Annotated in this window: 20 protein-coding genes and 1 pseudogene; 14 read left to right on the top strand and 7 right to left on the bottom strand. The window is 37.3% G+C overall.

Translation table 11 applies throughout. From position 1 onward, the window contains the following. Positions 1–209: 209 nt before the first annotated feature. A pseudogene (locus CTN01_RS18085) lies at positions 210–806 on the top strand (tyrosine-type recombinase/integrase). Between the two features lie 308 nt (positions 807–1,114). Next, positions 1,115–2,185: a helix-turn-helix domain-containing protein gene (locus CTN01_RS18080; protein WP_080896250.1), complete on the top strand. Its 1,071-nt coding sequence runs from the start codon at positions 1,115–1,117 to the stop codon at positions 2,183–2,185. Between the two features lie 20 nt (positions 2,186–2,205). Here CTN01_RS18080 and CTN01_RS18075 read toward each other — a convergent pair whose 3' ends face one another. Further along, positions 2,206–3,219, bottom strand: coding sequence for an alpha/beta hydrolase family protein (locus tag CTN01_RS18075; protein ID WP_045150606.1), 1,014 nt, complete (start codon positions 3,217–3,219; stop codon positions 2,206–2,208). Between the two features lie 539 nt (positions 3,220–3,758). Between CTN01_RS18075 and CTN01_RS18070 the strand changes: the two genes are divergently transcribed. The 10 genes from CTN01_RS18070 to CTN01_RS18020 all read left to right on the top strand — a co-directional run bounded on the left by CTN01_RS18070 (position 3,759) and on the right by CTN01_RS18020 (position 14,097). Continuing rightward, on the top strand, positions 3,759–5,600 hold the full coding sequence (locus tag CTN01_RS18070; protein ID WP_045150605.1) for an ATP-dependent nuclease: 1,842 nt from the start codon (positions 3,759–3,761) through the stop codon (positions 5,598–5,600). A 698-nt stretch (positions 5,601–6,298) separates the two neighbouring features. Then, complete coding sequence (locus tag CTN01_RS18065; RefSeq protein ID WP_045150604.1) at positions 6,299–6,970, top strand: hypothetical protein; 672 nt, start codon at positions 6,299–6,301, stop codon at positions 6,968–6,970. A gap of 467 nt (positions 6,971–7,437) precedes the next feature. Beyond that, a complete protein-coding gene (locus CTN01_RS18060; RefSeq protein WP_045150603.1) occupies positions 7,438–7,740 on the top strand; it encodes a hypothetical protein in 303 nt (100 codons plus the stop codon). Between the two features lie 137 nt (positions 7,741–7,877). Beyond that, positions 7,878–8,831, top strand: coding sequence for a hypothetical protein (locus CTN01_RS18055; RefSeq protein ID WP_045150601.1), 954 nt, complete (start codon positions 7,878–7,880; stop codon positions 8,829–8,831). A gap of 599 nt (positions 8,832–9,430) precedes the next feature. Then, positions 9,431–9,622, top strand: coding sequence for a hypothetical protein (locus CTN01_RS18050; protein WP_146150435.1), 192 nt, complete (start codon positions 9,431–9,433; stop codon positions 9,620–9,622). A gap of 4 nt (positions 9,623–9,626) precedes the next feature. Further along, on the top strand, positions 9,627–10,316 hold the full coding sequence (locus tag CTN01_RS18045; protein WP_052666546.1) for a hypothetical protein: 690 nt from the start codon (positions 9,627–9,629) through the stop codon (positions 10,314–10,316). A 415-nt stretch (positions 10,317–10,731) separates the two neighbouring features. Further along, positions 10,732–11,538 (top strand): GIY-YIG nuclease family protein, encoded by an 807-nt coding sequence (locus tag CTN01_RS18040; RefSeq protein WP_045147636.1) that lies wholly within the window; start codon positions 10,732–10,734, stop codon positions 11,536–11,538. 419 nt (positions 11,539–11,957) lie between these two features. Continuing rightward, on the top strand, positions 11,958–12,608 hold the full coding sequence (locus CTN01_RS18030; RefSeq protein WP_045147639.1) for a hypothetical protein: 651 nt from the start codon (positions 11,958–11,960) through the stop codon (positions 12,606–12,608). Positions 12,609–12,751: 143 nt separating this feature from the next. Next, entirely contained in the window at positions 12,752–13,483 is a 732-nt protein-coding gene (locus tag CTN01_RS18025; protein WP_052666548.1) for a HEPN domain-containing protein, read from the top strand. A gap of 125 nt (positions 13,484–13,608) precedes the next feature. Then, complete coding sequence (locus CTN01_RS18020; RefSeq protein ID WP_045147641.1) at positions 13,609–14,097, top strand: hypothetical protein; 489 nt, start codon at positions 13,609–13,611, stop codon at positions 14,095–14,097. Between the two features lie 336 nt (positions 14,098–14,433). On the opposite strand, the gene CTN01_RS18010 is transcribed toward CTN01_RS18020, so the two are convergent. The 3 genes from CTN01_RS18010 to CTN01_RS17995 all read right to left on the bottom strand — a co-directional run bounded on the left by CTN01_RS18010 (position 14,434) and on the right by CTN01_RS17995 (position 17,454). Beyond that, a complete protein-coding gene (locus CTN01_RS18010) occupies positions 14,434–15,450 on the bottom strand; it encodes an IS110 family RNA-guided transposase (protein ID WP_045147644.1) in 1,017 nt (338 codons plus the stop codon). 779 nt (positions 15,451–16,229) lie between these two features. Further along, a complete protein-coding gene (locus CTN01_RS18000) occupies positions 16,230–16,667 on the bottom strand; it encodes a hypothetical protein (RefSeq protein ID WP_045084097.1) in 438 nt (145 codons plus the stop codon). Further along, positions 16,660–17,454: a transcriptional regulator gene (locus CTN01_RS17995; protein WP_045132731.1), complete on the bottom strand. Its 795-nt coding sequence runs from the start codon at positions 17,452–17,454 to the stop codon at positions 16,660–16,662. The genes CTN01_RS18000 and CTN01_RS17995 overlap by 8 nt, the downstream gene beginning before the upstream one ends. An 884-nt stretch (positions 17,455–18,338) precedes the next feature. Here CTN01_RS17995 and CTN01_RS23130 point away from each other — a divergent pair. Further along, complete coding sequence (locus CTN01_RS23130; protein WP_258179802.1) at positions 18,339–18,473, top strand: hypothetical protein; 135 nt, start codon at positions 18,339–18,341, stop codon at positions 18,471–18,473. 450 nt (positions 18,474–18,923) lie between these two features. Here CTN01_RS23130 and CTN01_RS17990 read toward each other — a convergent pair whose 3' ends face one another. Beyond that, complete coding sequence (locus CTN01_RS17990) at positions 18,924–21,026, bottom strand: hybrid sensor histidine kinase/response regulator (protein WP_107342196.1); 2,103 nt, start codon at positions 21,024–21,026, stop codon at positions 18,924–18,926. Positions 21,027–21,038: 12 nt separating this feature from the next. After that, entirely contained in the window at positions 21,039–22,202 is a 1,164-nt protein-coding gene (locus CTN01_RS17985) for an FIST signal transduction protein (RefSeq protein ID WP_005367848.1), read from the bottom strand. A gap of 145 nt (positions 22,203–22,347) precedes the next feature. On the opposite strand from CTN01_RS17985, the gene CTN01_RS17980 reads away from it, so the two are divergent. Further along, on the top strand, positions 22,348–23,079 hold the full coding sequence (locus tag CTN01_RS17980) for an SDR family oxidoreductase (RefSeq protein WP_005367847.1): 732 nt from the start codon (positions 22,348–22,350) through the stop codon (positions 23,077–23,079). 46 nt (positions 23,080–23,125) lie between these two features. Here CTN01_RS17980 and CTN01_RS17975 read toward each other — a convergent pair whose 3' ends face one another. After that, complete coding sequence (locus CTN01_RS17975; protein WP_236688560.1) at positions 23,126–23,494, bottom strand: hypothetical protein; 369 nt, start codon at positions 23,492–23,494, stop codon at positions 23,126–23,128. Positions 23,495–23,547: the final 53 nt, after the last annotated feature.

Here is a 23,547-nt window from a genome sequence, read left to right as displayed (position 1 = left end):
TGCTAAATGACCGTCCATCGTGGCGGTCTTTTTGTATCCTAAAAGGTACTTTATAAGGGAGGCATTCATACTCTTTCTAATATCTACCTGCTTTGGTAGAGCAAGTCACCTAACAAGCTTCTGTCCACCAACGTTTCAGATCTTTCTGAGCCCTACTAAATGTGACTGCCAAACTTCATGTTGACCAAAAACACTGAGAGGAGGTCATCATGAGAAAATCATCTTCTGTAAAATGCAGTGGCATAAAAAGGCCATTTAAGCTTGAAGAGATCTGGCGGATCAGAACGAGGCTGGAGATTGAAAACGATTTGATGCAGCTCGCGCTACTGAACCTAGCTATAGATAGTAAGTTAAGAGCGAGTGATTTGCTAAAGCTACACGTTTACGATGTTTCTTCGCAAGGAGTTATCTATGACAGGGTTCAGTGCATCCAGCAAAAAACGGGCACCGATGTCCACTATGAAATTACACCAAGAACACAGCAAAGTATTAGCTGATGGATTTTTGCAGCACCCCTAGAAGCAAGCAGCTTTCTATTTCCGAGTAGCAGACGCTCTGGGCAATCTATCAGCTACTCATTCTATCGTTCTATTATCAGGAGTTGGGCCGTAAAGCTTGGTTTGAATGCTGACTATTAAGGTACTCACTCCATGCGTCGTACCAAAGCCACTTTAATCTATGCCAGAACGAAAAATATCAGGGCCGTACAGATCTTACTTGGACACTCAAAGCTTGATAACACAATTCGATACCTTGGCGTTGAACTAGAAGACGCTCTGAGGTTGTCTGAGAAAACAGACTGCTGACAGATAGGAGCTGTTACAGGCTTTTCTCTTGAATAGCCTGTGCCCCATAATGGTTTGAAGTAACTCTTCTACCACAAATTGAGGTACACCCAAAAATGTCAATCCAACCTGTTATGACTCTTTGATGCCCCTTTTTAATTTAGAGTAAAAAGTCATTCACACTCTGTTAATGTACATTTGCCCTATAAAAAGTTATTTTACTGAAGATTGATATTCAATATGTATTACTCGTCCGTTCAGTTATTTCACTAATGCAGTGCTTGACGTGAATTCAAAGTGATCTTTTCTCTAATTTAAATGTACTTTTGATGCTTGCTATTCCCTTACCATTTGTTGCAGCGCTATTGTTACTCATGACTGGTATCGTGCTTCGGTACCGGTACCGGCATACTAGCCAAAAGCCATTCTGGTTTGTCATTCTTTGCGCGTTAATGGTTACGGTAGTGGGCCTGCGATGGACGTTTGATATTGCGTTTTTTCGCTTCCTACAACCCATTCTCAGTGCCAGTGTTCCTGTGGCGGCTTGGCTGTGCTTTTCAGGTGCTCATCGAAGTCAATCTAGTACACATTTGCATTGGCTAGGCCCGATTTCTGTTTTAGTTGGCTCACATTTTTATACGCATCTCTGGGCGGGAACCCTTGATGTATTGCTGATCTTGCTTTATCTCGGATATGGTGGTTTGCTTTTGAAGTCGTCGTGCAGCATTCCAGAACAAGTGCGGCTAACTGATGTATCGAAAGTGTTGGTTGCTGAAAGAGTTGCAGGTGCAATGCTGCTATTCTCGGCTTTGGTTGATGGTATGCTCTCTTACGATATCTTGCTGTTGAATGCGCAACACACCAGTCTGATCTTGTCGATTAGCTATCTTGTCTTTATTCCTGCCGTTGTGTCTGCCGTAATAGTGGTCAGTATTAGTACGCCTGTCCAAGAAAAACCCAAGCGGCTGCAGGCTTTATCTTCCATGTCACAACGCTCTTTAGAAGAGGTCGGCACATCGACCACACTAGCTAGCAGTTTAGATGACGACCAAACTGAAGAAACCGAACAGATCATGGCTAAGTTCGATGCATTAATGAGTGATCATCAATTATTTAAAGATCCTGATCTGTCTCTCAATCGCTTGGCACGAAAGCTAGGCATTCCTGCTCGTAAGATATCGTCTGCGGTTAATCAAACTCACCAACAGAACATTTCGAAGGTGATTAACGCCTATCGAATTGAGCACGCTAAGACTCTTTTGAAGCAAACTGATGAAGTGATAACAGAGATCTTCCTAAGTTCAGGCTTTCAGACCAAGTCTAACTTCAATAGGGAGTTTTTAAGGATAACAGGGCAAACTCCGAGTGAGTTTCGAAGTTCGCCACAAGTGTTAGATTGAGTATGTTTGCTTTTTGTTTATCAATTCAGAAAGCTAACGATGTCATTGACGAACAATTGATGTAACTGGTCGCGAGATGTAGCAACGCCATCTTTACAAATAATACCATCGCCTGACACCTCCTTATTAAGCATGGATATCGCACCAGATTTACAGCCTTGAATGAAGCTGAAATGGGTTGCTTTCTCATAGACTTTGTAGCGTCTTGACTTCAGTGGCATGTGCTCAGCAATATAGCCAGACTCTGATGCCTGAGGAATATCTCCTATATCTATCCCGGCTGCCAGTATCAATGTTGGCACTTTAATGTCATTTAAGCTGTCGACTGAAAAGCTGCGAGCAAGCCCTAGATCAAGGCTAACCACACGTCGAATCCGAGGGTCTGAAAGGTCTTTTTGGTCAGGCTCTTCATCTTGGATTTTGTCTAGCCCTAGCTCTTCAGCAAGCCCACAAGTACGTGGGTTGGGGTATACAAGACAATTTGCCTCAAAGGTTTGCCTGTCGATTTTCGCTCCCGCCAGTTGCATCACCGTCCAACCACCTAATGAATGTCCAATTGCGCTAACATTATCGGCGATAGCAGACTGCTTCCAAGGGGCTTCGGATAACAAGTAGTCCAGGACACGTGATACATCTTGTGGTCTTTCCCACCATTTTGCTGCTTGCTTTGGGGATTGATCGAAAGAGGTGGTTCCCGGATGATCAACGGCGGCTACGATATAGCCTTGACTCGCAAGTTTGGTCGCCAACCAGTTTTGATTACGCCAGTTTCCTCGGTAACCGTGTGATAGCAGTATTACTGGAAAAGTACCTGATTGGATTTTTGCGTCTTTGATGACTTGTGTACCGATGAACGCGGGGTTATCTCCAATTAAGGTTGTGTATGATGTATCTCTTGTGGGATACCAAATGGCAGTGTTTAGCCTGCGATTTGGATTGTCAGTTAAGGTCACTTGAGTGAATCCGGCGCTGGAAGCTATGGCTGAACTGCAAAAGCAAAGTAGAGATGAGAACAATAAATTTTTCCATTTCATGGTGTTAACTCCAATTGAGGTGAATGGAGTTAATATGTGATAAGTCTCGATATTACGAGACCTAAAACACGATCTAGGACGCCCTAAATCATATTTTAGGACCCAATCTAGCTATTAGGTTTTCGTTATCTGCCTCTAGGACGCTTTACGCTGCATCCCAAAGTTTGGGTTTTACTTGATTAAAATTCTGTACTTCTAGTGCCCTATACCATCAAATCTGTACACCGCGTTAAGCTAATTTCCATAATGATAATTATTCATGATTCTTTAATATTGGAGCTTTCGAAACTCATTTCTGTCCATATATGAGTTAGGTCGATAATCACTCATATCGTATTAACGTGATTTTGAGTTATTTTTAATTATGCCTTTAACCTTAGACCTTACCATATTATCTTGCAGGTAAAAATGTTATTAAAACAATAACATCATATGCTTAATTATAGTATTATCGCCTATATTTTTAGACATTTTGCTTCGTGGTAGTAAGAATGTTTACTAATAAGCTGTTAAGCTTCGTCAGTTGGGGTTAGGAAATAATGATAAAATTAGAAAAAATAGCGATCAGTGGCTTTAAAGGTATTAGTGAAAGAGTAGAAATACCTGCAAAAGATTTCAATGTTATAGTTGGTAAAAACGATGCGGGTAAGTCAACTGTATTGAAAGCCTTAGATCTTTTTATAAATGCAAAGCAGTATCAAGAAGAATATTTAAATAACACAACTGAACAATTTTCAGTAATCGAACTTTATTTCTGCCCTAATCACACTCAAATTGTTATTGATGAAAATACTACAACAACTTTTGAAGCCGAAGGTTTAGTTAATAGTGATGGTTACTTACACCTTACAAAACGATGGGATGGAACCAAATCAGGTAAAATTTCTCCCGAATATTTTGTAGAAAGGCTCTCATTTGGTGAGCTAGATTTCTTTTCACTTACTGAAGCTAAGCTCATAAAACTATGCCGAGATAATGGGTTAGAAGCGGAACCAGGTTTAATGACAAACCCAGACACTGGTAAAGCTCACAATAATGCAGAGAAAAGAAATAGGCTTCGAAAATTCTTTATCGCTCGTGGAGATGAGTTTTCTTATATTACAGAGAAGTTGCCTACTTCAGGTACATCTCGTCTTAAAAAGACAGAGAGTGCTATCAAGGGATGCTTGCCTAGATTTGAATACTTTGTAGCGGATGCTCCATTGTCAGAAAGTGATTCTACTATACAGAAATACTTTAAAGATATGGCCTTTAAAGTAATTCAGGAACAGGTGAATACTGAAGAGCTTGAGGACACGGTCAAACTGCATTTGCAAACAGTTCTGTCTGCTATCACAAGCAAAATCAATGCTGTAGTCCCTGAAAGTGAACAGGTTCAGGCAAAAGTTGAATTTGATTGGAGCAAGTTAATCACTACCACGTTTGACAGTAATAATGGAAATGGTTCTGTACCTCTTTCAGCAAGAGGGGATGGCTTCCGAAGAATTACAATGATGGCTTATTTTGAGTATCTCGCGGAGCAGAAATCTAGTGAAATTCAAAATATCATCTTTGGCTTTGAAGAACCTGAAACATTTCTTCACCCTTCTGCGCAAGAAAATCTATTCGAAAAGCTAAATGATATTTCAGTTGCTGGTTATCAAGTTTTCTTAACTACACACTCTCCTGTAATTGTTTCGAAAACTCAAAAGTCTGATTTACACAGGATTTATAAAGAGGCTGGCTCATACGCATGTGATTCAAATGTAAATGACCACTCTGATATTGCGAGCGATCTAGGAATAACAATCGACAATCAATTTTTCTCATTGTTTGACAATACGAAGTGTTTTCTTCTTGTGGAAGGCATAGACGATTGCGTTGCTTTGGATCATTTAGCTAATACATATAAAGATAATGGAATAGTTGAACAAAACTTTGCTGATCTAGGTGTTGTTACTATCCCTGTTGGTGGTTGTGGAAGTATCAAGCATTGGGTAACACTAGACTTGCTGCAAACGTTGAACAAGCCATTCTTCATTTTCTTAGACTCTGATAAAACCTCAGAAGATGAAACCTCTCCAAATGCTGAAAAATTGGCAGAGTATGGGTTTGTAGAAGGCGAGAACTTTACAGTATCCCAAAAGAGAGAAATAGAAAATTATATGTCTCCAGCTGGTATCGAACGCTTAGTACCGGGCGCTAATCTTTCTTTCACCGACTGGTGTGATGTTAAGGCATTATCTAAATCTAATGGTTTAGCAGGAGCCCTAGGAGGAAAAAAAATAGCAAGTAAGCTATTTTCATCTCTAACATTTGAAGAGCTTCGAGAAACCTTCTTCAACGGAGAGGTAGATGAATTTGTAGAGTTACACATGAAAGTATCTACACTTGCAGACTGAGGTCTAAAGGCATTTAAGACAGATTCCCAGCGCATGGCGTTGTTTATTCCATCGTTGGGTTTTATGTTTACGATGGTATGGTTAGGTTCAGTAATAACGTTACTAACTTCATAACGCAGCGTTAATACAAATTCATCTTTAATAGGTACAAGTTTTGTTTCAAGAAATCATAAATAAATGTGAACAATCGTCTCTAAGTTATGAGCTTTTAGAAGAACGAGGGCTTCTTAAAATAGATATCAATCAATAATCGTTGTGCAGAATACATACTAAAACATGATATTAAGTTTCATGACTTTAAATGCATCGACGGGTATGAAGCTGTTTGGTCTTCTACCCATGATGTAATTGAGTGTGAAGTAGAGCTTCCACATAGAGGTTTTCAATTCAGTCGAATCTTTAAGGACAACGAAAATCTAACAGAAGATGGTCGGCTACTAATCGATACGCATTTAGAAGGGGTTCAGGCAGAGATCTCTGAAGCTTCAAATGAGTTCATGATATTTGAGCTATTTAAAGATCGTGGAAGACCACGAGCACCATTCCCAATCGAGAGATTTGATAATCTTAGGTCTTCGACAACGACAATCAAGATTTATGGGTGCGGCATTCATCATCACGATAAGGCTTTAGATATTATCGTGACAATCCTAGCTTCTATCTGTTTTGAGTTTGATTGTAAAACTAATGTGCCCTTGATGTTAGCAGCAGAAAAAGCATACCCTCGTGGAGCAGCTATCCAAGCTAATAAAGATTTCTCCTTAGATAGAGTAAGTCAAAAATATGATAGTGAAGCGCTTTCTCTTTATTGGTATGCGCAGTCTGCAATTGGCATGCCTTTATTAAGATATTTGGCTTTCTATCAAGTTGTAGAGTTTTATTATCCAATTTACTCAGAATTAGCAGCTCAGAAAAAAGTTGGAAATATACTTAAAGACCCGTGCTTTAATTCTCATAGTACAAAAGATATAGCTAAAGTATTTAGTATAGTTAAAGCTGCTTCATCTTCTCGCTCTGAACTATCTCAATTGGAAGCAACAATCAAAGAATGTGTTGATCCAAATGTTTTGCGGGAGTGGTTAACTTCTGATAGCAAGCGTGAAGAGTACTTTCGCTCTAAGAATGCTGTCAAACTATCAACTTTCAAGATTTTTTCAAATGCCGAGGATGATGACTTGCTAAGTCAAATGTGGCAACGATTTTACAACATAAGGTGTCGTATCGTTCATACAAAAGGTGCGGAAGGAGACTTAGAAGTGTTGCATCCACAAAGCAAGGAAATTAAATACTTGGAACGTGAAATTGAACTAGCAAAGTTCTTAGCGCATAAAGTTCTTATTGCTTCTAGTAAACCGTTAGAAGCGGTATAAGAAATAAGGATATGTGTCGCGAAGCCGACATCTATTCGAAGTGTAGGGCAAGCCCAGCTACCTTATATAAGGAAATATCATAAAGGGTAATGTCTAAAAAGAAGTCAAACATTACCCTTATTTTTACTAATATTAAACTATCCAAATTGAACTGGCTGTCTAACAAGGGCCTGTCCAGAACCTTCATTGAGGGCAGTTCTAGCTCAGAAATGCCCCAAACCTTCTTATAACCTGCGAACGGAACACTTATAGACCAAGTTAATCTAATCCATACTTTTATATCTTATACAGAGTTTTTCCGTAACTTGCCTCCATAACTACACATCTATTAACATAAAATGTTGATATTGTTTGATTTTTATTGTGAATGGCAGCAACATAATAGACGGTATACAAAGACGGAAAAAGTCCGTCTATAAAGCGTTAGCTATATCCAGATCCTAATAAAAGTATGGAGTATTTATCGGATGTCAAATGTCATTGATTTAAAGCAGTATCAGAAACTTAGAAATAATGAAAACCTATTGGATATCCCAGAAGAAGATAGTCTCGAATCGGAAGGCATTCAGGAAGAGATTTCTGAGCGCTACCTCAAGGCTATAAATGAGATTGAATTCAGCTTTTGCTTTGCAGTTACAGAGGAGCAGGGAGAGCAAATCAAAGCTGCTTTTCTTGAAGTCCAAAAATCATATGAAAGAATCCTACTCGATTCGGTTTCAGAGAGCACAAATAAAACCGTACAGCTACATTTCTTAAATAAATATAGCTAACAAACGCTTCAACCTGACTGTCAATCTGTGGCATTTTTAGTTCGACTTGGCTTATGTAATTATGGTGGGCTGTTCGGGATTGGTGAAGTTGGCAACAAGTTAAGCGGGCATTATGTGCAATAGGATGGAAATATACATTGAACGTAATTGATAGAACATTAACGTCTTTATATAAGAAAAAGAAATATGGTGAACTATCATCATTATATGAAATTTTCAATAAAAAACTTGAAGATGCAATTGCCTCTGTTTTGAGTGAGGAGCTAAAACTACGTGACTCTACTAGAGCATTTGAAAGAATATATGTAGATTTTCAATGGATAGATAAAATTCCCTTGGCTGCTTTTGTTCATCCACAAACTGATATAAATGGAAACTCAATAGATTCGAAAACTGAGCTGGGTGATTTGTTTATACAATATAGGCATAATAACGTTTGGGATAACAGTGGCAATTCAGGCGTGCATCAGTATTGTCATCGCTCGTTAATTGTTCAAGCAAAAATCGCTAGTGAAGATAACCCCAAAGTTCCCATTGGAAGAGTTGGAAAGAATAAAGCAAACCCGACAAGTAAGGAGATAAAGTTACTGGAAGAATGGCCAGAGTTTGATCTTTATGAAACTTCAGGAAGTAAGTCACCGCTGGCTAAAAATTTGGTTGTCTCAAAAAGTGGTTTACCATTTGCATTTTTTGGCGGTTTTTCAACATCTAGTCAAAACTGGTCGTTTGGGAACGCTAAATATGGTGAGGTTTGCAGCAAAAACTTTTCCGAACTTGTCATAGAGTTAGCTAAAAATGAAGTAGGAAAAGAACTTAGTACTGATGTAGCGTGGGAAACAGTGTCTCGTGAAATAACTAAAATATGTAGTAATCGGAACCTACCACGCTCCATTGCGAAAAAAATCGAATCGAGAGTAGCGACTGCTAACGTACAAGGAGGCATTGCCTATTCTTTTCCTGCTCAGTTTAGCTATTGGGTTACCCTAATTTATGAAAAAATAGTCTCTTTGGTTAGGGGTGAAAAAATGCTCGTAGTAACTATCGATCGAGTTAGTTACGAGGGAAGTGGGGTGAGTCAGTTCAGAAGGTAGCCTCAAATAACTACACATAACAAACGTTTAAGGTTTCTAGGTACTTTTTCTAATCTGATCGAAAAGGCTTAGATCAAGACACCTAAAACATTTATGTCCACATTTGAGTTAGCTGATGTGGCTAGCTTACATTTGCCCCATTATCATTCAGAGCAAATACTCATTCATATCGCATTAACGTGATTTTGGATTAGTTTTATTTACTGTGTATATCAACAGTTATAATGAAATGTGGTGATTTTATCGCTTTAGTTCTGTTTTTAATAAGAAAAATTTCTTGTTAAAAACAGAAGTGAAATCATAACTATTTAAAAATTATATCATTTAACTTTTCAGTTTGTATTTTATAAGACTGATTAAATACATTTCTTACTTATCACATCCTCTCATTGAGCGTCAGACGTGAAAAATTGTTATCAACTTCATGATATATATAGATTATATCTAGTATGATAAAGGTTTTTTATGCGTGTATTTTACACGAAAGTAAGAATGCTTATTAATATACTGTTATGTGCCTTTTGCTTCAACAGAACTCAGTAAGATTGATCTGCTATAGTTAAGGGAGTATAATGGTGAACGCACTATTAGGAGTTGATATGAAAGCATTTTTTTTAAAAGCAATTCAGTTACCTTGGACTCGATCTGATGGCGATTTTGCTGAAAAAGTGGTTGTTAGATATCGAACCCAACAACCTATGAGTAGCTTTGCTAAAAACTTGTTTGAACATGAAGATGCTCGTAGCCTAAACGATCGCCTAAACAAGGCGAGGACTAAAGCCTTTAAATAGTTGTATGAACACGAAAAATCGTCGACGTCAGAATAAACCCGCTTCCACCGCCGAAAGTCAGCAAGTTTCACCCGCTGAAAAGTATAACAAAGTGTATGAAATGCTAGTTGAAGATGAGACAGACATCATTGGTCAACTAGCATACTGTTTGTACAAGCAGAGTAAGCAGAAATTTATTCAAGAATTTGAAAAAAATAACTCCCGTCGTCCCAATGACGCTGAGTTGAACAATCACGTTCTATGTTCTGAAATGCCAGCCTTAGATATGTATTCCGCGCAAGCTGCGCGCACAGTTAAAGAGCTAGTAGGTCAAGCTGCCACCGAAAAAGAGAAAGCGCTTGAAAAGCACTTTAAAGAAAGGCTTTGGCTGTTTATCCATCGACATGAGCCCGAGGGATTTTGGGAACGAAAGTGGCGGATGCTCAAGAGTTTAATTCATGGTGGTGTAGGTGGTGTGTTTGGTAACGCTTTTACAACACTACTTCTGATATTGTTTTTCTTTTGGGCGTCCTCAAGCGAAACGCGAGATAGTTTCTTTAGCAGCGCAAAAGAGAATCTGGTAACAGGTTTTGCTCAAGTCATAGGTATAGAAGTTAAAATTGTTCCTGCACAATTTGTTTCCCCAGAAGTACCGAGCTCGCCTAAGAAAATAGCATCCGATTCGACAGAGTCCGTCTCAGAATCAGGCACATAATAAACTGTTCAATAGGGATTCGCAACGCGTAGTATTTTCACTATGCGTTCACCCCTTAACAAGACTTACCCTTACTTTTCCTAATACCTACCAGCCCAAATAGAGCTGTATCCATAACACGCTTTTGTCCAACATCGAGCTAGCTTAAATAGCTAGCTCAAATTTGCCCCAAAGTTACTTAGGACAAATACTCTACACATTTTAGGGGGCGTGCGTATTCCCTACTAAAACTTATTCGATTGAGTTGATAACTGTTCATTCTCGTCATTAGGCGATATCTTGCAGCCTAACTTCCCATCATGTGCCATAACTTATTGATTATAAGTTGAGTTAATATGAGAATGATACCATTACCGAAAGATGACTATTTGTCGTCTAATAAGCGTTATATGGTTTTTCAAGTTCAGAGGTATTTATGGATTTGGGTTTAATTTTCTCAGAGTTAAATAATAACTCTGAATACCGATTTCATTTAGCAAAACAAGAGCCTGGAGGAACTCGTCCTATTGATGTGTTGGCTCGAAGTCATGAAGAGTGGGCTGGTTGGCAAGTTTATAGAGGAACGAAAAAGGAACGTTTTGTTAAAGACAAAATAGTAAGCTTTGCCCAAATATCTGGCTCAAAATTTTTGTTTGGTGGCATTTTTGATATTACTAGCCGTGATTCAAAGCACTATCAGGTAAAGTTAAACAGTCAGTTTTCTGAACTTATTGGTCGCCTGACAATTGATTACCAAGGCGATAATACGAGAGGGACGGTCTTCACGCCTGATTATATTTTCTCACGCTCAAAAGTATCGTCGCTTTCACAACATTCATATCAGGGTGAGTGCTTTAAATCTTATGATGACGTAAACCATAGTTTTGAAGTAATGAGCATAGTTATAAAAAATGAGCTCAATGACTGGAAAGTGGCGTTAAGTAGTGTTTTTGGTGTTTACTTGCTAACTGATACTAAAACAGGAAATCACTATGTTGGCTCCGCTTACGGAGCAAATGGTATCTGGGGCCGTTGGTCTGATTATATTTATGGCTACCATGGAAATAATAAAGAGCTAAAAGAGCTTTATGCCATAAATACTCGCGACTACTTTGAAAAACACTTTAAGTTTACAATTCTTGAAGTTCTATCTTCATCTCTGACTCCAGAGCAAGTCATTCAGCGTGAGAGTTTATGGAAATCAAAACTCCAGACTGTAAAGTTTGGGTACAATGCGTCATAAACCATATACAAATAAGGATTAAGCGTTGCGTATCCAACGTTAAATCCCAAGTGTTGAATAAGCCCGAGCCTCTATACAAGTAAATTGTGCTATCTGCTCTAGAAGGGTGGCGGTCTTGATGCTTTTCTCAAGGCGAGCGCGGTCTTCGAAAGGCAGAGGTTAGATACGTAATCAGATACGACCTGCACGTCAGTTTTACTATTTGCTATACCTGAAGTTATCCATTATTTGATAATATTCGGCTAAATGCTCAGTGAAATAGAAAGCAGCTAACAAACAATTTAAGAGTGATTCAGCACGCTTGGCATTTTGGGTTTGAGTCTAATTTAGTAGTTATGGCGCTCAAATTGAGTGTCGTGCTAGCGTGCTTGACATCTTAATTAGGCGCTATACCAATTTATCTAGTGTGAAATGAGAGTATGTACAAAGTTTACTTAACAACTATGGATCGTCAAAGGGGAGAAAGTCATGCATCAGACTTGCTTCGAATTTTGCAAGATCCTATTTATCACAATCTCGAAATTCATGTATATGATCATCCAGGAGGGTCGCTGCCAGTTCTGTTAGATATTGAGAGTGCAATTCGATGCTCTTTACGAGCCGGAAAGAAGCTTAAAATTGTTTTTTTAAGTTCAGCATGTTCTTGTGCAGCAGCTCTCTATGTATATTGCTATAAACTATCGTATACAAAGTTAGGGCGTAGATTGAGTATTAATTTTGAGGTAGACAGCAATAATTGCTTTACCTTATGCTTTCATACACCAGCAGTCAGGGTTAGTGGTATCGATATTGACGAATTCCGAAATTCTTCGTTGGCTTTTCCTAGTAAGACAGAAGCTCTAGTCTTTTATTCAAACTTAAATGAAGACGCTGTCAATATCCTCAGAGAGCAATCTGGGAATACAGAGTCCAACATTAAGCAATTATTCATGGGGAGAGGCTATAAAATTTTCACCTCTCGGCTTAAATATGCTTTAAATAACCTAAATTTTTCTCACTGTGTCCCATTAAGAAATAGAATCTCAACATATGAAAATAATGGTGATGTTTTATTGATATGGAAGCAGTAAAAATTGGTATAACAAACAATTAAAGAGTGACTATACACGCTTGGCATTTTTGGTTTGGGTCGAGTTCAGTGTTTAAGGTGGATAAATTTAGTGTTGTGTACGCGTGTTTCACACTTTATTAGGCGTTAGTTTCAAGGGGTAATATGCGTATAGTTTTTAATGATTTTGTAACGCGAAGTTTTAGAGATGTTGCTGATCAAGATTATATTGCTGCTAGGTTATGTTATCAGAATAACTTAATGATTCAGTTTACTTGGAGTGCTTTGCAAGCTATTGAAAAATATTTAAAATCTATTCTTCTGTATAACAGGGTAAGTGCTAAAAAACTCAACCATGATTTGTGCAAAGCCTTAAGGAGAGTGGAGTCTATCGAGGATTTGAGCTTTGAACTTCCAGACGATTGCCGTGAGTTTATCGAGTTTTTGAATATATATGGAGCTAATCGTTACCTGTCTCATGCGCACTACAATTTACCTCATCAGATTGTGGACTTAGATAAAACTGTTTGGTGCTTGAGGCGCTATTGCTACGATATGAGGCAAGTGATTTCTCGAGGGGATGAGTCCATTGATCTATTTGATATGAATAAAAGGAGGATTAAAAATGCAGAGAGTATGCCTTATATTAAGTGCCGAATGTTCACTGGTCATTTAGAGAAAGTTATAAAAAGTAAATCTCACAATCAAAGAAAACCGTTGATTTGGCAAAATCTATATTTTGGTGAACTAAACAGAAAAGCAGTGCATTTACCTAATAGATTTAATGCAATTAATCCAACGCCTACTTTACATCCAGAGGTTATTCTCGAAATTGAAAAATACGTAACAATGCCAAAAGCACTGATTGAGGCGTATAAAATGAAACTAACAATTTAACATGATTAGCACGCGTAACGTTTTTACTATGCGTTGGTTGTGGTGATTAAGGTGGTGTGCAGCAGTGGTGTCGGGTTGCTCCCACCTTAACAGGGCGTTAAGTTTTTTTGGAAAGTTGGTAGTATATGAATGACGAGTTATTGACCGAGCTTAGGAAGTTACAGAAGACTCGAGGCGATTTATCTGCGTTTTCCAGCCACGATGACTTTTTACCTTGGTCTGATGAAATTCCGCCTCTCTTAGAGTTCGATGAAAGTTTATGTGAGAAATTTGTTTTTTGGGCTGATCACGTTAAATCTGGTTATAGAATGGGGCGTTCACATCATGATGCTTTAGGTGAGTGTATCGGTGTCGTTAATCAAGCCATCAAGAAGTTAGAAATTAGAGCTAGTTCCAATATCGAAGTTCACCAAACCGAACCTGATTCTGATTTATGTTATCCAGATAAGATTACTCTTAAGTGGTTATATCAACATGTTCCGTGGTCTATGTGGTTGGGTTTTATTGGAGTTTTAATCACTACATTTAGTTTAGGTATCGCATTTTCTGAAACAGAATTATATAACTCGCTTAAACCAAGTAGTGAAATTAGTAACGTGAAAACAAAAACTTAACAAACTGTTCAAGAGGGGTTCGCAACGCGTGGCATTTTTACTATGCGTCGGTTTTAGTGTTTAAGGCGGTATGCGGCGGTTTTGGTATTGCGTTGCTCACATATATGGTCTCCCTCTGTTTTGCAAGCCAGCAGTTTGATCAAAAGTGCAGGTTAACTACCATATATACGGCCTGTTAAATCGGCTTGTGCCTTGACCAAGATGAAGCAGTCGAACACGAAGTCCTAATCACCTTATCGACTTTAAAAGCCAGTGTGAGCAGAAGGTTTTCATCGTGTAGGATTTTATCCTGATATTCATCTAACTACGTACTTTGCAAAGGTTGGTGATCGTTGTTTATGCTGGTTTATATTCCTCGTTTTTACTGATTACCGCCCAAGCTATCCGCATTAATTTATTGGCTAAAGCGACAGCCGCACGGTTTGCTCCTCGTCGCTTTTCAATATCTACAGCCCATAAGCTTAGTTTATCTGATTTAAATTTGGCTCGTCTTAAAGCAGCTCTTGCGCCATGAACAAGTAAGGAACGAATATAGGTATTGCCTTGCTTAGTTATACCAAGCAGCGTGGTTTTTCCACCTGTGGAATTCTGCTTGGGTACAAGACCCATGGCTGCGGAAGCATCTCTTCCTGTTTTAAATTGTTGTCCAGAACCCATCCAAACAGCAACAGCTTGGCTAGTTAAAGGGCCAAATCCAGGGATTGAAGTAAGTAGTTTGGCATTATCAAAATGCTGAATGGTGTGATTTAGCTTGTTATCAAACCAGCTTACTTGCTCGTTGATATAATTATATCTTTCATGTTGATGATAAATGAGTTCTCGCAACATCGATGAAAGTTGATTCTCAGCATCTTCAAGGATACTTGGTATGGCTTTACCAAATGCTGTTTTTCCTTTTGGAATAATGATGCCATATTCCGATAAAAGTCCTCTAACTTGATTAATAAGACGAGTTCTTTCAGTGATAAGAAGCTTGCGCATTTTAATGACCGATTGAATATCTTGTTGCTCGATAGATTTATGCGGTACGGGATGATGTCTTTGATAAAGCGTTATTTCAGCGATAGCCTCGGCATCGTTGTAATCGTTCTTTTGTTTATGACGCTGGCTTTTTACATGTTGTGGTGGAAAGAGCATAACTTGATGCCCAAGTTTGGAAAATTCTCTAGCCCAATAATGTGCAGAGGAACAAGCTTCCATCGAGATGGTGCACTCATTTTGTTGTGCGATATAGTTTAGAAGCTTACTTCGAGGTAATTTTTTACGGCTAATATTCTTTCCTTTATGATTGATTTCAAAAAGAAAGAAAATACTTTTTGCTAAGTCGATACCGATGATTTTATTCTGAGCCATGGTCTTTACCTGCACATTGATTGAATATATCAAGCATGGCTCAAGACCATGCGAAGAGGTAGAGGGAGACCATCTCATCACCTTAATGCGGCGTTATCCTTACTTTTCTTAATACTACGAGCCTAAATAAACAAATTGCTTAACTCGTTTCTGTCCAAAAGTGTCTTTAAACACATTTCTCCACCATAATATCTTTAATCTCGGTGGAGTAATTCTCTAACTTTAAAATTTCTATTTCTCCCTGCCGTTCGTGGTAGCTGCGTTGCTGGCATGCAAAACCGATCACGCCTTTACCAAAGTGATCGCTTAATTGGTCAAGAGTTTTGTTTAAGGTGTCTTTGTTATCAAAGTGGTTAAATACCTCCGCGTCTCAGGTGTTCTCTTTGATTATGAAGATTGATTAGGGCTTTCATTATCCTTGTATATTACCTACGAAGTGAATGTCAAAAAGAAGCCATCACTTGAGTGTTATGCGATTTGACCTAAATGAAACAAAAAAAGCCTAAACATACTAGTGCACTATAACTTTTGATTTTGACTTTAATTTTTGTAAAGAAAGATCGACAAATATTAATAGATAAGTACATATTAAGAAGGCTTTTTAGGGAATATTTGCTATTTTTAATAGTGTTGTAAAGAATAGAAGAGTGACTTGATTACATAAGTAATTGTTATACTTATTTTTATCAAGTCAGTCAGTCAATTAGTTATTTAGTTAATGGTACATACCTATAACTTTGTTTATTTATTAAAATAAACCGGCTAACACCGGCTTACTTTTAACGTATCTTTTTACCAAGTAATAAGCTACTTAGATAAATAGACTTACCTGAATCTAACTCTAGAATGCCTCTGTCATCTGAGATATAGACAGCTTCTTTTGTTCGAAGAGAATCAATATAGAAGTTCCTAAATGTAAAATCGACTTCACGACTTTTATTTAATCGCTTAACACCAAATGTGTAATAATGATTTTGAATTTTAAGAAATACACCGCTAAATAACGATGATGAGATAACTCGGTTTTCTTTATTCTTTCGAATTAGATTAATCTTAATTCGTCCATCATTGAGGTTAACTTTTATAATTTCAGAGCCAAAAGCAGGGTATTCCTTCGTAAATACATATGTCGATTGTGTGTTGATAGCATTAAAAATCGCTTGAGAAAAAATAAACAATAGAGCTAAGAATATGCCAAGGAAAGCTTTTTTAAGCATCGCATTGCTCCTGGTTCACTTGTGAAGTTAAGTCAATATAGTGCTCATTATGTACACCTATTAATTTATAACGCTCACATAATCCACCGATAGGGAATGCGTACCATTGACTAATGTCGCCCGTTTTATGATCAAGGATTGCCTGTATCACGGGATTTGGCAATTCAACACCATTATAATTAACAGATATACCATCAACATCTGTTGTATTAACAAAAAATAAGTACTGGTAACAAACAAATAAAGTAGCTAAAAAGAAAAAACTAACAATCAAGAAATCAAATAGGCTAAATGTATTTAATTTATTGAGTAAGCCGTATTTTTTTTTCTTCCCTGTAATTGCAGGTTTCTTAATGACGCTGTCTTGATGTTCTTGTAATTCTAACTTTTCTGCAATTTCATGTGCTTCAATATGTTTACTAATATCTTCCGGCAGAGGCGGATGAGAACCATCGTCAATCAATGAGGCTTCTCTAATTGAATAACCAAGTTTAGGTTCGGTTGTGATGATGTTATGTTCACCGATTTTACTAAATGAGGTGCGAAGATTTTTTATCGCTACAGTTAACGAATTATTCGTTACTACTTTTCCTTGCCAGCACTCTTTTAGTAATGTTTCTCTATGTACAGTATTGTTAGCGGTATTTGCTAGTAAAGCAAAGATGTGAGTCTCTGAGCGTGATACTTTTAAAACAGCATTATCACTTATACGGGTGATCGTTCTTCGCGAATAATCAACATCAAAACGACCAAAACGTTCGACTCCGTTGTTTACTTCATCGTTCATTATTTACTTATCAATAATAGAGTTGTTAAAGGGGATAACTACTCAAAAGAGAGACTATTTTATACAAAAAAGGTATCGAATTCTATATTGATGCATTATATGCTCGCCATCTTATCATTTGTTTATAAAGCCTTCTGGTTTTCAATCAAATGGATAGCGAAAACCACTTTCAATAACCCAGGTGACGGCGTAACTTTTTTGTTTGATGATTATATCAAAGTAATTGACTGAAAGAAGAAAGCTTGTTTTTATTTGCTCGATAGTATTGAAGAAACACCAACAACACAATTGAAATTATAACAAGTTATCCAGATTACACTTGGATTTGGCGACTACATGTTCGAACTAGTTGGAGAATTTAAACAAAGCAGTTGTTTTTTTATTTCAAAATGTCTCCGTTACTCTCTGATTATATTTCTCGTTTAAGGTAGATCTAGTTGTGACAAATTGGGTTAAAGAGTAGGGAAGTCAAGGCTTCTTCTTGATGTTAGAGGTGAACTTTACAGGTTAAATAAACACGGGATTCATGGTTTTACTGTACCGCTTATTCGTTTTGTTTTTCTGGCTTTATTTTAACTTTTTCGTTTGAGAAAATTTCACTACCATATCGAAGCGGTTGTTACTCACCATCTGGCTTTTGACTACATTTTTAGTTTATCAAAATGAAATTAATGTTATCTGAAGAAGACCAAGCTTACAAAGCTGAACTTCATACATTAGATAGATCGAGCTTTACCGTTATTAATTTTTAGTCTTTAGAGCTTAAACGCTTGGGATTAAAAATTGTTGTGGTGTTAATCGCTTGGTTTAACTCGGATATTATCATTGATAGATGCTGGCCAAGAGATCATTGAAAACTAAAAATCAATTCTGGATAACTAACAATGATGTGCCAATATTTTTCTTACGATAACCACAACCAAGTCCAAGCGATGGTTTCAAATATCACAGCCGAAAATGTTGAAGATGTACAACGCTGCACCAACGATACATTTAAAATCGGCATGTGGTTTTTATAAAAAGTTATCGAAGAACATCAGTTTGAGATTTACGGGCCATTCAAGTCAGTCGATAAACAATGAAGTGTGCACATGAGCATCATGGAATTACAAGTCACCGAGGTGCGCCTGAATTTGATGATGGTATGGACGAGCTGCTTGAAGCACTTAAAATTCAGTAACCAACAAATCTACCAAGCTAAATCTCTATCATTTCAACATTATATTTAAGTGCGTGTTATGTATATTATGTTAAATAAGGTATTGTGGTGACAATATACGAAGTTATTTATCCTATCTTATAACCTGGTATCTCTACTCTGCTCCGTGTTTACTATTCTATTTAACAGTATTGGCTATTTACCATAAAATAGGTAATTAACATCAATTTTAAATACTGCTGCAAATGTTCAGTTTGCCTTGTACTTAAAGCTTGCTGTTAATTACTAGAGATTCGATTAATACGAATCTCTAGATCGTTCTTTCTGACTGCTGGTTTTCTTTAAGTTCTTGGTATTTTTCGAGCAACGCATCTAACTCATTTGAGCAGATTGGTTTTGCTAAAAAGCCATCCATACCAATATCATGATAAATTTTCTGGTCGCTTTGCATCGCATTCGCGGTTAATGCGACGATTGGTATGCTAATTTTTCTCTGTCTAAGCTGTTTTGTTGCTTCTAAGCCATCTAATATCGGCATAGATATATCCATTAGTACTAAATCAAACTTATTGTGACCCTGTAACAGTACATTTATCGCTTCCTTTCCGTTATTAGTTATCGCAACTTTATGTCCTCGTCGCTCTAACATCAACTTAGCAACCAACTGATTGGTATTACTATCTTCGGCTAACAAAATATTTAAAGAGCAATCCGATTTATTTTTAAATTTGATGTCGGCTTCGCAACTCTTTAATGATGGATAAATAATAGGAATAGAAATTTTAAAACAGCTTCCTGTTCCTAACTCACTTTCCAGTGATATTGAGCCGTTCATCTTTTCGATTAAATGTTGGCTAATCGCTAAACCCAAACCTGTACCACCATAACGACGAGTAATACTTCCATCAGCTTGATGAAATGGATTGAAGATATTTGCTTGCGCATCTTTAGCAATACCAATACCTGTATCGATGACTGCTATTTCGATATTGTCGTCAACTTTACGAGCTACAACACGAACCGAGCCGATGCTCGTAAACTTTACAGCATTACCGATTAAATTAAATAACACTTGAGCAATTCGATTTTTGTCACCGTAGATTTGTTTTGGGATTGCATCGTCAATTTCACATTGAAATTGGACATTATTTTTAGTTGCTTGTGGTGCCAATTGATCAGCGACAAGTCTTATACTTTCCACAACATTAATATCGCTATTGAAAAGCCTAAAACTCCCCGATTCTATTCTTGATAAGTCTAAGATGTCATTGATAATCGTCAGCAATAAATGTGCTGATTGGTCCATCTGTGATAACCAAAGATTTTGCTTATTATTCAAGCCAGATAAAGATAGCGATTCCATTAAACCTAATACTGCATTAAGTGGTGTTCGTATCTCATGACTCATCATTGCTATGAATTGAGATTTTGCTTTGTTGGCCGTTTCTGCTTGTTTTTGTGCTTCCTGTAAATCAAATAATCGTTTTTTTCTACTCGTTATATTTTTTGCAGTTCCTCGAAACCCTTGTAGTTTTCCATACTTATCAAAATAAGGTGTACCACTAAAGCTATACCACTGTTCTGTATTATCAACGCTAAGATTCCATTCTAAGTCTTCAAATACAACTTGCTGTGAGAGTTTACTCGTCAATTTATTTTGGAATATTGGGTAGTTATTAAAGAATTCTATAAAGTTATCACAGGAAATTTGTGTATTAGCGACTTGAGGTTCTGAAATGTAGGTAAAGTTATAATCAACATCAATTTCCCAAAACCAATCACCTGCTGTTTTGGCAAAATCTTTAAATCGCTGCTGACTAAATGTCAGCTGTTGTGTTCGAGCTGCAACTAAGGATTGCAAACGTTCTCGATAATCTATATCAATGATCGCACGTGCGAGCAATGGTCTAAATCTATTAAGCACTCGTCTGCATCTTGGCGTGAACTGACTTTTATCCTGGCTCATTAAAATCATAACAGCATCACTAGAGCTTACTTTTACTCCCGTTAATAATGCTGAACTATAATCATTTAATGCTTCAATCGATTGAGTACTAAATTCAACAATATCTTTAGGTGAATATAGCGCAATGCATTCACCATTGATTGCTCGTCTAAATGTACTTTCCATTAGCCAAGAGTTTGTACCAAAACGATTATCAGTACTGACCAGCACATCAAGCATTTCCTGTTCGTCTTCTCTAGTAAGAACAAGCGCTTGATCAAAACCTATAAACTTGCGTAGAACTTCTAATAAACTATTGAAAACTTGACGTTTATCATTCGCACCCGCCATTGCCGAGATGCCTTCTAAGATGGCTTCATTCTCATCTTGTAATTGGCTTTCTCGCTCTTGACTGCGTAATAAATCAATGACTGTTTCTTGTAGCTTTTCAGATTCAGAACTTATCATCGTATTAACAACCTACCCTTTATGAAAAATAGCCGCTGAAATCATTAAGTTACCGTGCGCATTTTCACCACTGATGAATTGCCCTTGCTCACCAAATGTAAATGGAGAAACATAAGGTTTATTTAACATTGCAATATTTACACCGATAGCAACATCATCCATACGATTTTTTATTTTTAACATGCATCCGGCACAAAAAATCGTAATGCCGCCTATTGGGTTAAGCTTATTACCATTCGATGCTTTAACTACTCGACTTGCCCTTGAAATCAGTCGTTCATCAGTGCCGTTCATAAAGTATAAGCGTTCACCCTGCTTTACTTCAGCAAACATTTCGATGCCCTTGCGCTGTGTAATATGTGCGGGATGAGCTAATTTAAAATAAGGCAAATCAAAATACTCCCCGGCAAAACGCCCTAGAGGATTTAAACTGCTTTCACTAATTATGTTGCTGTTAGTATCAAAAGGGATATTCATCCATTGTTGATAGACATCAGCTGCGGGTTTATTATCGAGTTCTATTACTTCTCTATGTTCAACTTTGGTTGCTATCGCTGATAAGCCAGTACTAGCATAACCTGAATGAAATGAAAGGCTTACTTCGCAGGTTGGATAAAAAACAGCGATACCAATCCCCTGACCCGTTTGTTGTTCAACGTTAAATATTTGCCATTTCTCTGCAATGAAATCGTCAGCTGCTGACCCTCCAATAATAGGAACTGTACAGCCCAACTCTTTTTCTATTCCTTGAATAACTTGTTCTTCATAACCCGGTGTTGCATGTAATAAAATCAAAGATGGTAACTCGCCAACTCGACCACTATTATGAATTGCTTTTAATGTTGCTTGCCTTGCCATTTCATAAGGCGTATCAAAATTTGAAATAATGGCTGTGCCATATGCTCCGTGATAATCATTAATAGCCCATAATGCTAAACCTGTTCCGCTAAAATAGCCTTCATTTGTCATAAAGCCTTGGCATGAGGTACAACCTAAAATAGCGGTATTGGGAAATGATTTTTTAAGCTCAGCTTGGAAGATATCGATGTCGTAATTTTCAGAATAATAGATAAGCAGCAAAGAAGGCGTTGCAATTTTTAGATTAAGCTTATCAATAGCTTCATTAATAGCTTCGAAAGATGAAGATTGTATTGAGTAACTTGTTGTTATATCCATATCAATAGACTCATCCTTGAATTAATTCGTGATTAATATTATCAGTTATTTGCACATTTTAAGTCAGAATCTTACCTACCTCTTATTAGATTAGCTTATCTTGTCGTATCATGATGCAAAGATTTGTAACCAAAGGATTATTAAAGTGGATTTAAGCTCAAATAAAATCGTTATTGTCACCGGTGGTGCTAACGGTATAGGCAAAGGGATCTGTAAATATTTGGCACAAAAAAAATTTATCGTTGTCGCGTTAGATATCAATGAACAAGCGGGATATGATTTAGTCAATGAAGAACCACGTATTCGGTTTCGTTTAACGGACGTTACTCAAATATCGGATATTAAAAACACGTTAGACTGGGTGAAGTGTCAATTTGGACGACTTGATGGTCTTATCAATAATGCTGCTATTTCCAACCCTTACAATACTCCGTTACACCAATTACCGTTAGATGAATGGCATCATATTTTAAATGTTAACCTAACATCCCCTTTAGCCATGAGTCAGCAGTGCTTACCTTTACTTACTGAAAGTAAGGGACATATTATTAATATGAGCTCAACAAGATATCTACAGTCTGAACCAAACACCGAAGCTTACGCTGCAAGTAAAGGTGGATTGGTATCATTAACTCATGCACTTGCTGTGAGTTTATCTCCCAATATAAAAGTAAACTGTATTTCACCGGGTTGGATTCATGCAGATACAAGTCAATTACGAGGTATAGATCATCATCAGCATTTATCCGGACGAGTTGGTAATGTGAATGATATTGCTGAAATGGTTGATTTTCTACTTTGTAGCCAAGGTTTTATAACAGGCCAAAATTTTGTTGTTGATGGTGGTATGACAAAGAAAATGATTTATTGTGAGTAAATAGCACTTCAGTAAATATTCCTTTTAAGAAGTGCTATTTCAAATATTATTTAGTGACGGTAAATTGAGAGCTCATCTTCGTTTTTTTAGCCGTTATATCTACCGCCCAAACCATTGGGTTATGAGTACATTCAGGAACGGTAAACTCTCCCACCCAAGTGTTTTTATTATGCTGCGTAAATACAATGGGTACCGTTCCCATATTCATTGAAACACCTGAAACAATAGCTGACGGCTTAACATCTATGTTGGTTATTTGTAAACGGATCGGTGTTTGTGCAGATAGCTCTTTTGTTAAAAGTTGTACGTCAACGTTCTTATCATCTAACAAATACTGACAATCAGTTGTGTCTAATTGACATATTTTTACTCCATCCTTAATACCATCTTCACCTTCGGGAGATGTATATGTCACTGTTCTCCAAATAAAAGCTGAAATTAATATAGTCATCAATACTATTATTTGGA

The sequence above is a fragment of the Photobacterium angustum genome, assembly GCF_003026365.1.
GTDB classification, from domain to species: Bacteria; Pseudomonadota; Gammaproteobacteria; order Enterobacterales; family Vibrionaceae; genus Photobacterium; species Photobacterium angustum.
The sequence above is the reverse complement of the archived record's forward strand: the minus strand, read 5'-3'. Positions and strand labels throughout refer to the sequence as shown.

Coding starts and splice junctions, on each gene's coding strand:
- CTN01_RS18080 (WP_080896250.1), top strand. CDS start 1,115: ATGCTTGCTATTCCCTTACCATTTGTTGCAGCGCTATTGTTACTCATG.
- CTN01_RS18075 (WP_045150606.1), bottom strand. CDS start 3,219: ATGAAATGGAAAAATTTATTGTTCTCATCTCTACTTTGCTTTTGCAGT.
- CTN01_RS18070 (WP_045150605.1), top strand. CDS start 3,759: ATGATAAAATTAGAAAAAATAGCGATCAGTGGCTTTAAAGGTATTAGT.
- CTN01_RS18065 (WP_045150604.1), top strand. CDS start 6,299: ATGTTAGCAGCAGAAAAAGCATACCCTCGTGGAGCAGCTATCCAAGCT.
- CTN01_RS18060 (WP_045150603.1), top strand. CDS start 7,438: ATGTCAAATGTCATTGATTTAAAGCAGTATCAGAAACTTAGAAATAAT.
- CTN01_RS18050 (WP_146150435.1), top strand. CDS start 9,431: ATGAAAGCATTTTTTTTAAAAGCAATTCAGTTACCTTGGACTCGATCT.
- CTN01_RS18045 (WP_052666546.1), top strand. CDS start 9,627: ATGAACACGAAAAATCGTCGACGTCAGAATAAACCCGCTTCCACCGCC.
- CTN01_RS18040 (WP_045147636.1), top strand. CDS start 10,732: ATGGATTTGGGTTTAATTTTCTCAGAGTTAAATAATAACTCTGAATAC.
- CTN01_RS18030 (WP_045147639.1), top strand. CDS start 11,958: ATGTACAAAGTTTACTTAACAACTATGGATCGTCAAAGGGGAGAAAGT.
- CTN01_RS18025 (WP_052666548.1), top strand. CDS start 12,752: ATGCGTATAGTTTTTAATGATTTTGTAACGCGAAGTTTTAGAGATGTT.
- CTN01_RS18020 (WP_045147641.1), top strand. CDS start 13,609: ATGAATGACGAGTTATTGACCGAGCTTAGGAAGTTACAGAAGACTCGA.
- CTN01_RS18010 (WP_045147644.1), bottom strand. CDS start 15,450: ATGGCTCAGAATAAAATCATCGGTATCGACTTAGCAAAAAGTATTTTC.
- CTN01_RS18000 (WP_045084097.1), bottom strand. CDS start 16,667: ATGCTTAAAAAAGCTTTCCTTGGCATATTCTTAGCTCTATTGTTTATT.
- CTN01_RS17995 (WP_045132731.1), bottom strand. CDS start 17,454: ATGAACGATGAAGTAAACAACGGAGTCGAACGTTTTGGTCGTTTTGAT.
- CTN01_RS23130 (WP_258179802.1), top strand. CDS start 18,339: ATGATGTGCCAATATTTTTCTTACGATAACCACAACCAAGTCCAAGCG.
- CTN01_RS17990 (WP_107342196.1), bottom strand. CDS start 21,026: ATGATAAGTTCTGAATCTGAAAAGCTACAAGAAACAGTCATTGATTTA.
- CTN01_RS17985 (WP_005367848.1), bottom strand. CDS start 22,202: ATGGATATAACAACAAGTTACTCAATACAATCTTCATCTTTCGAAGCT.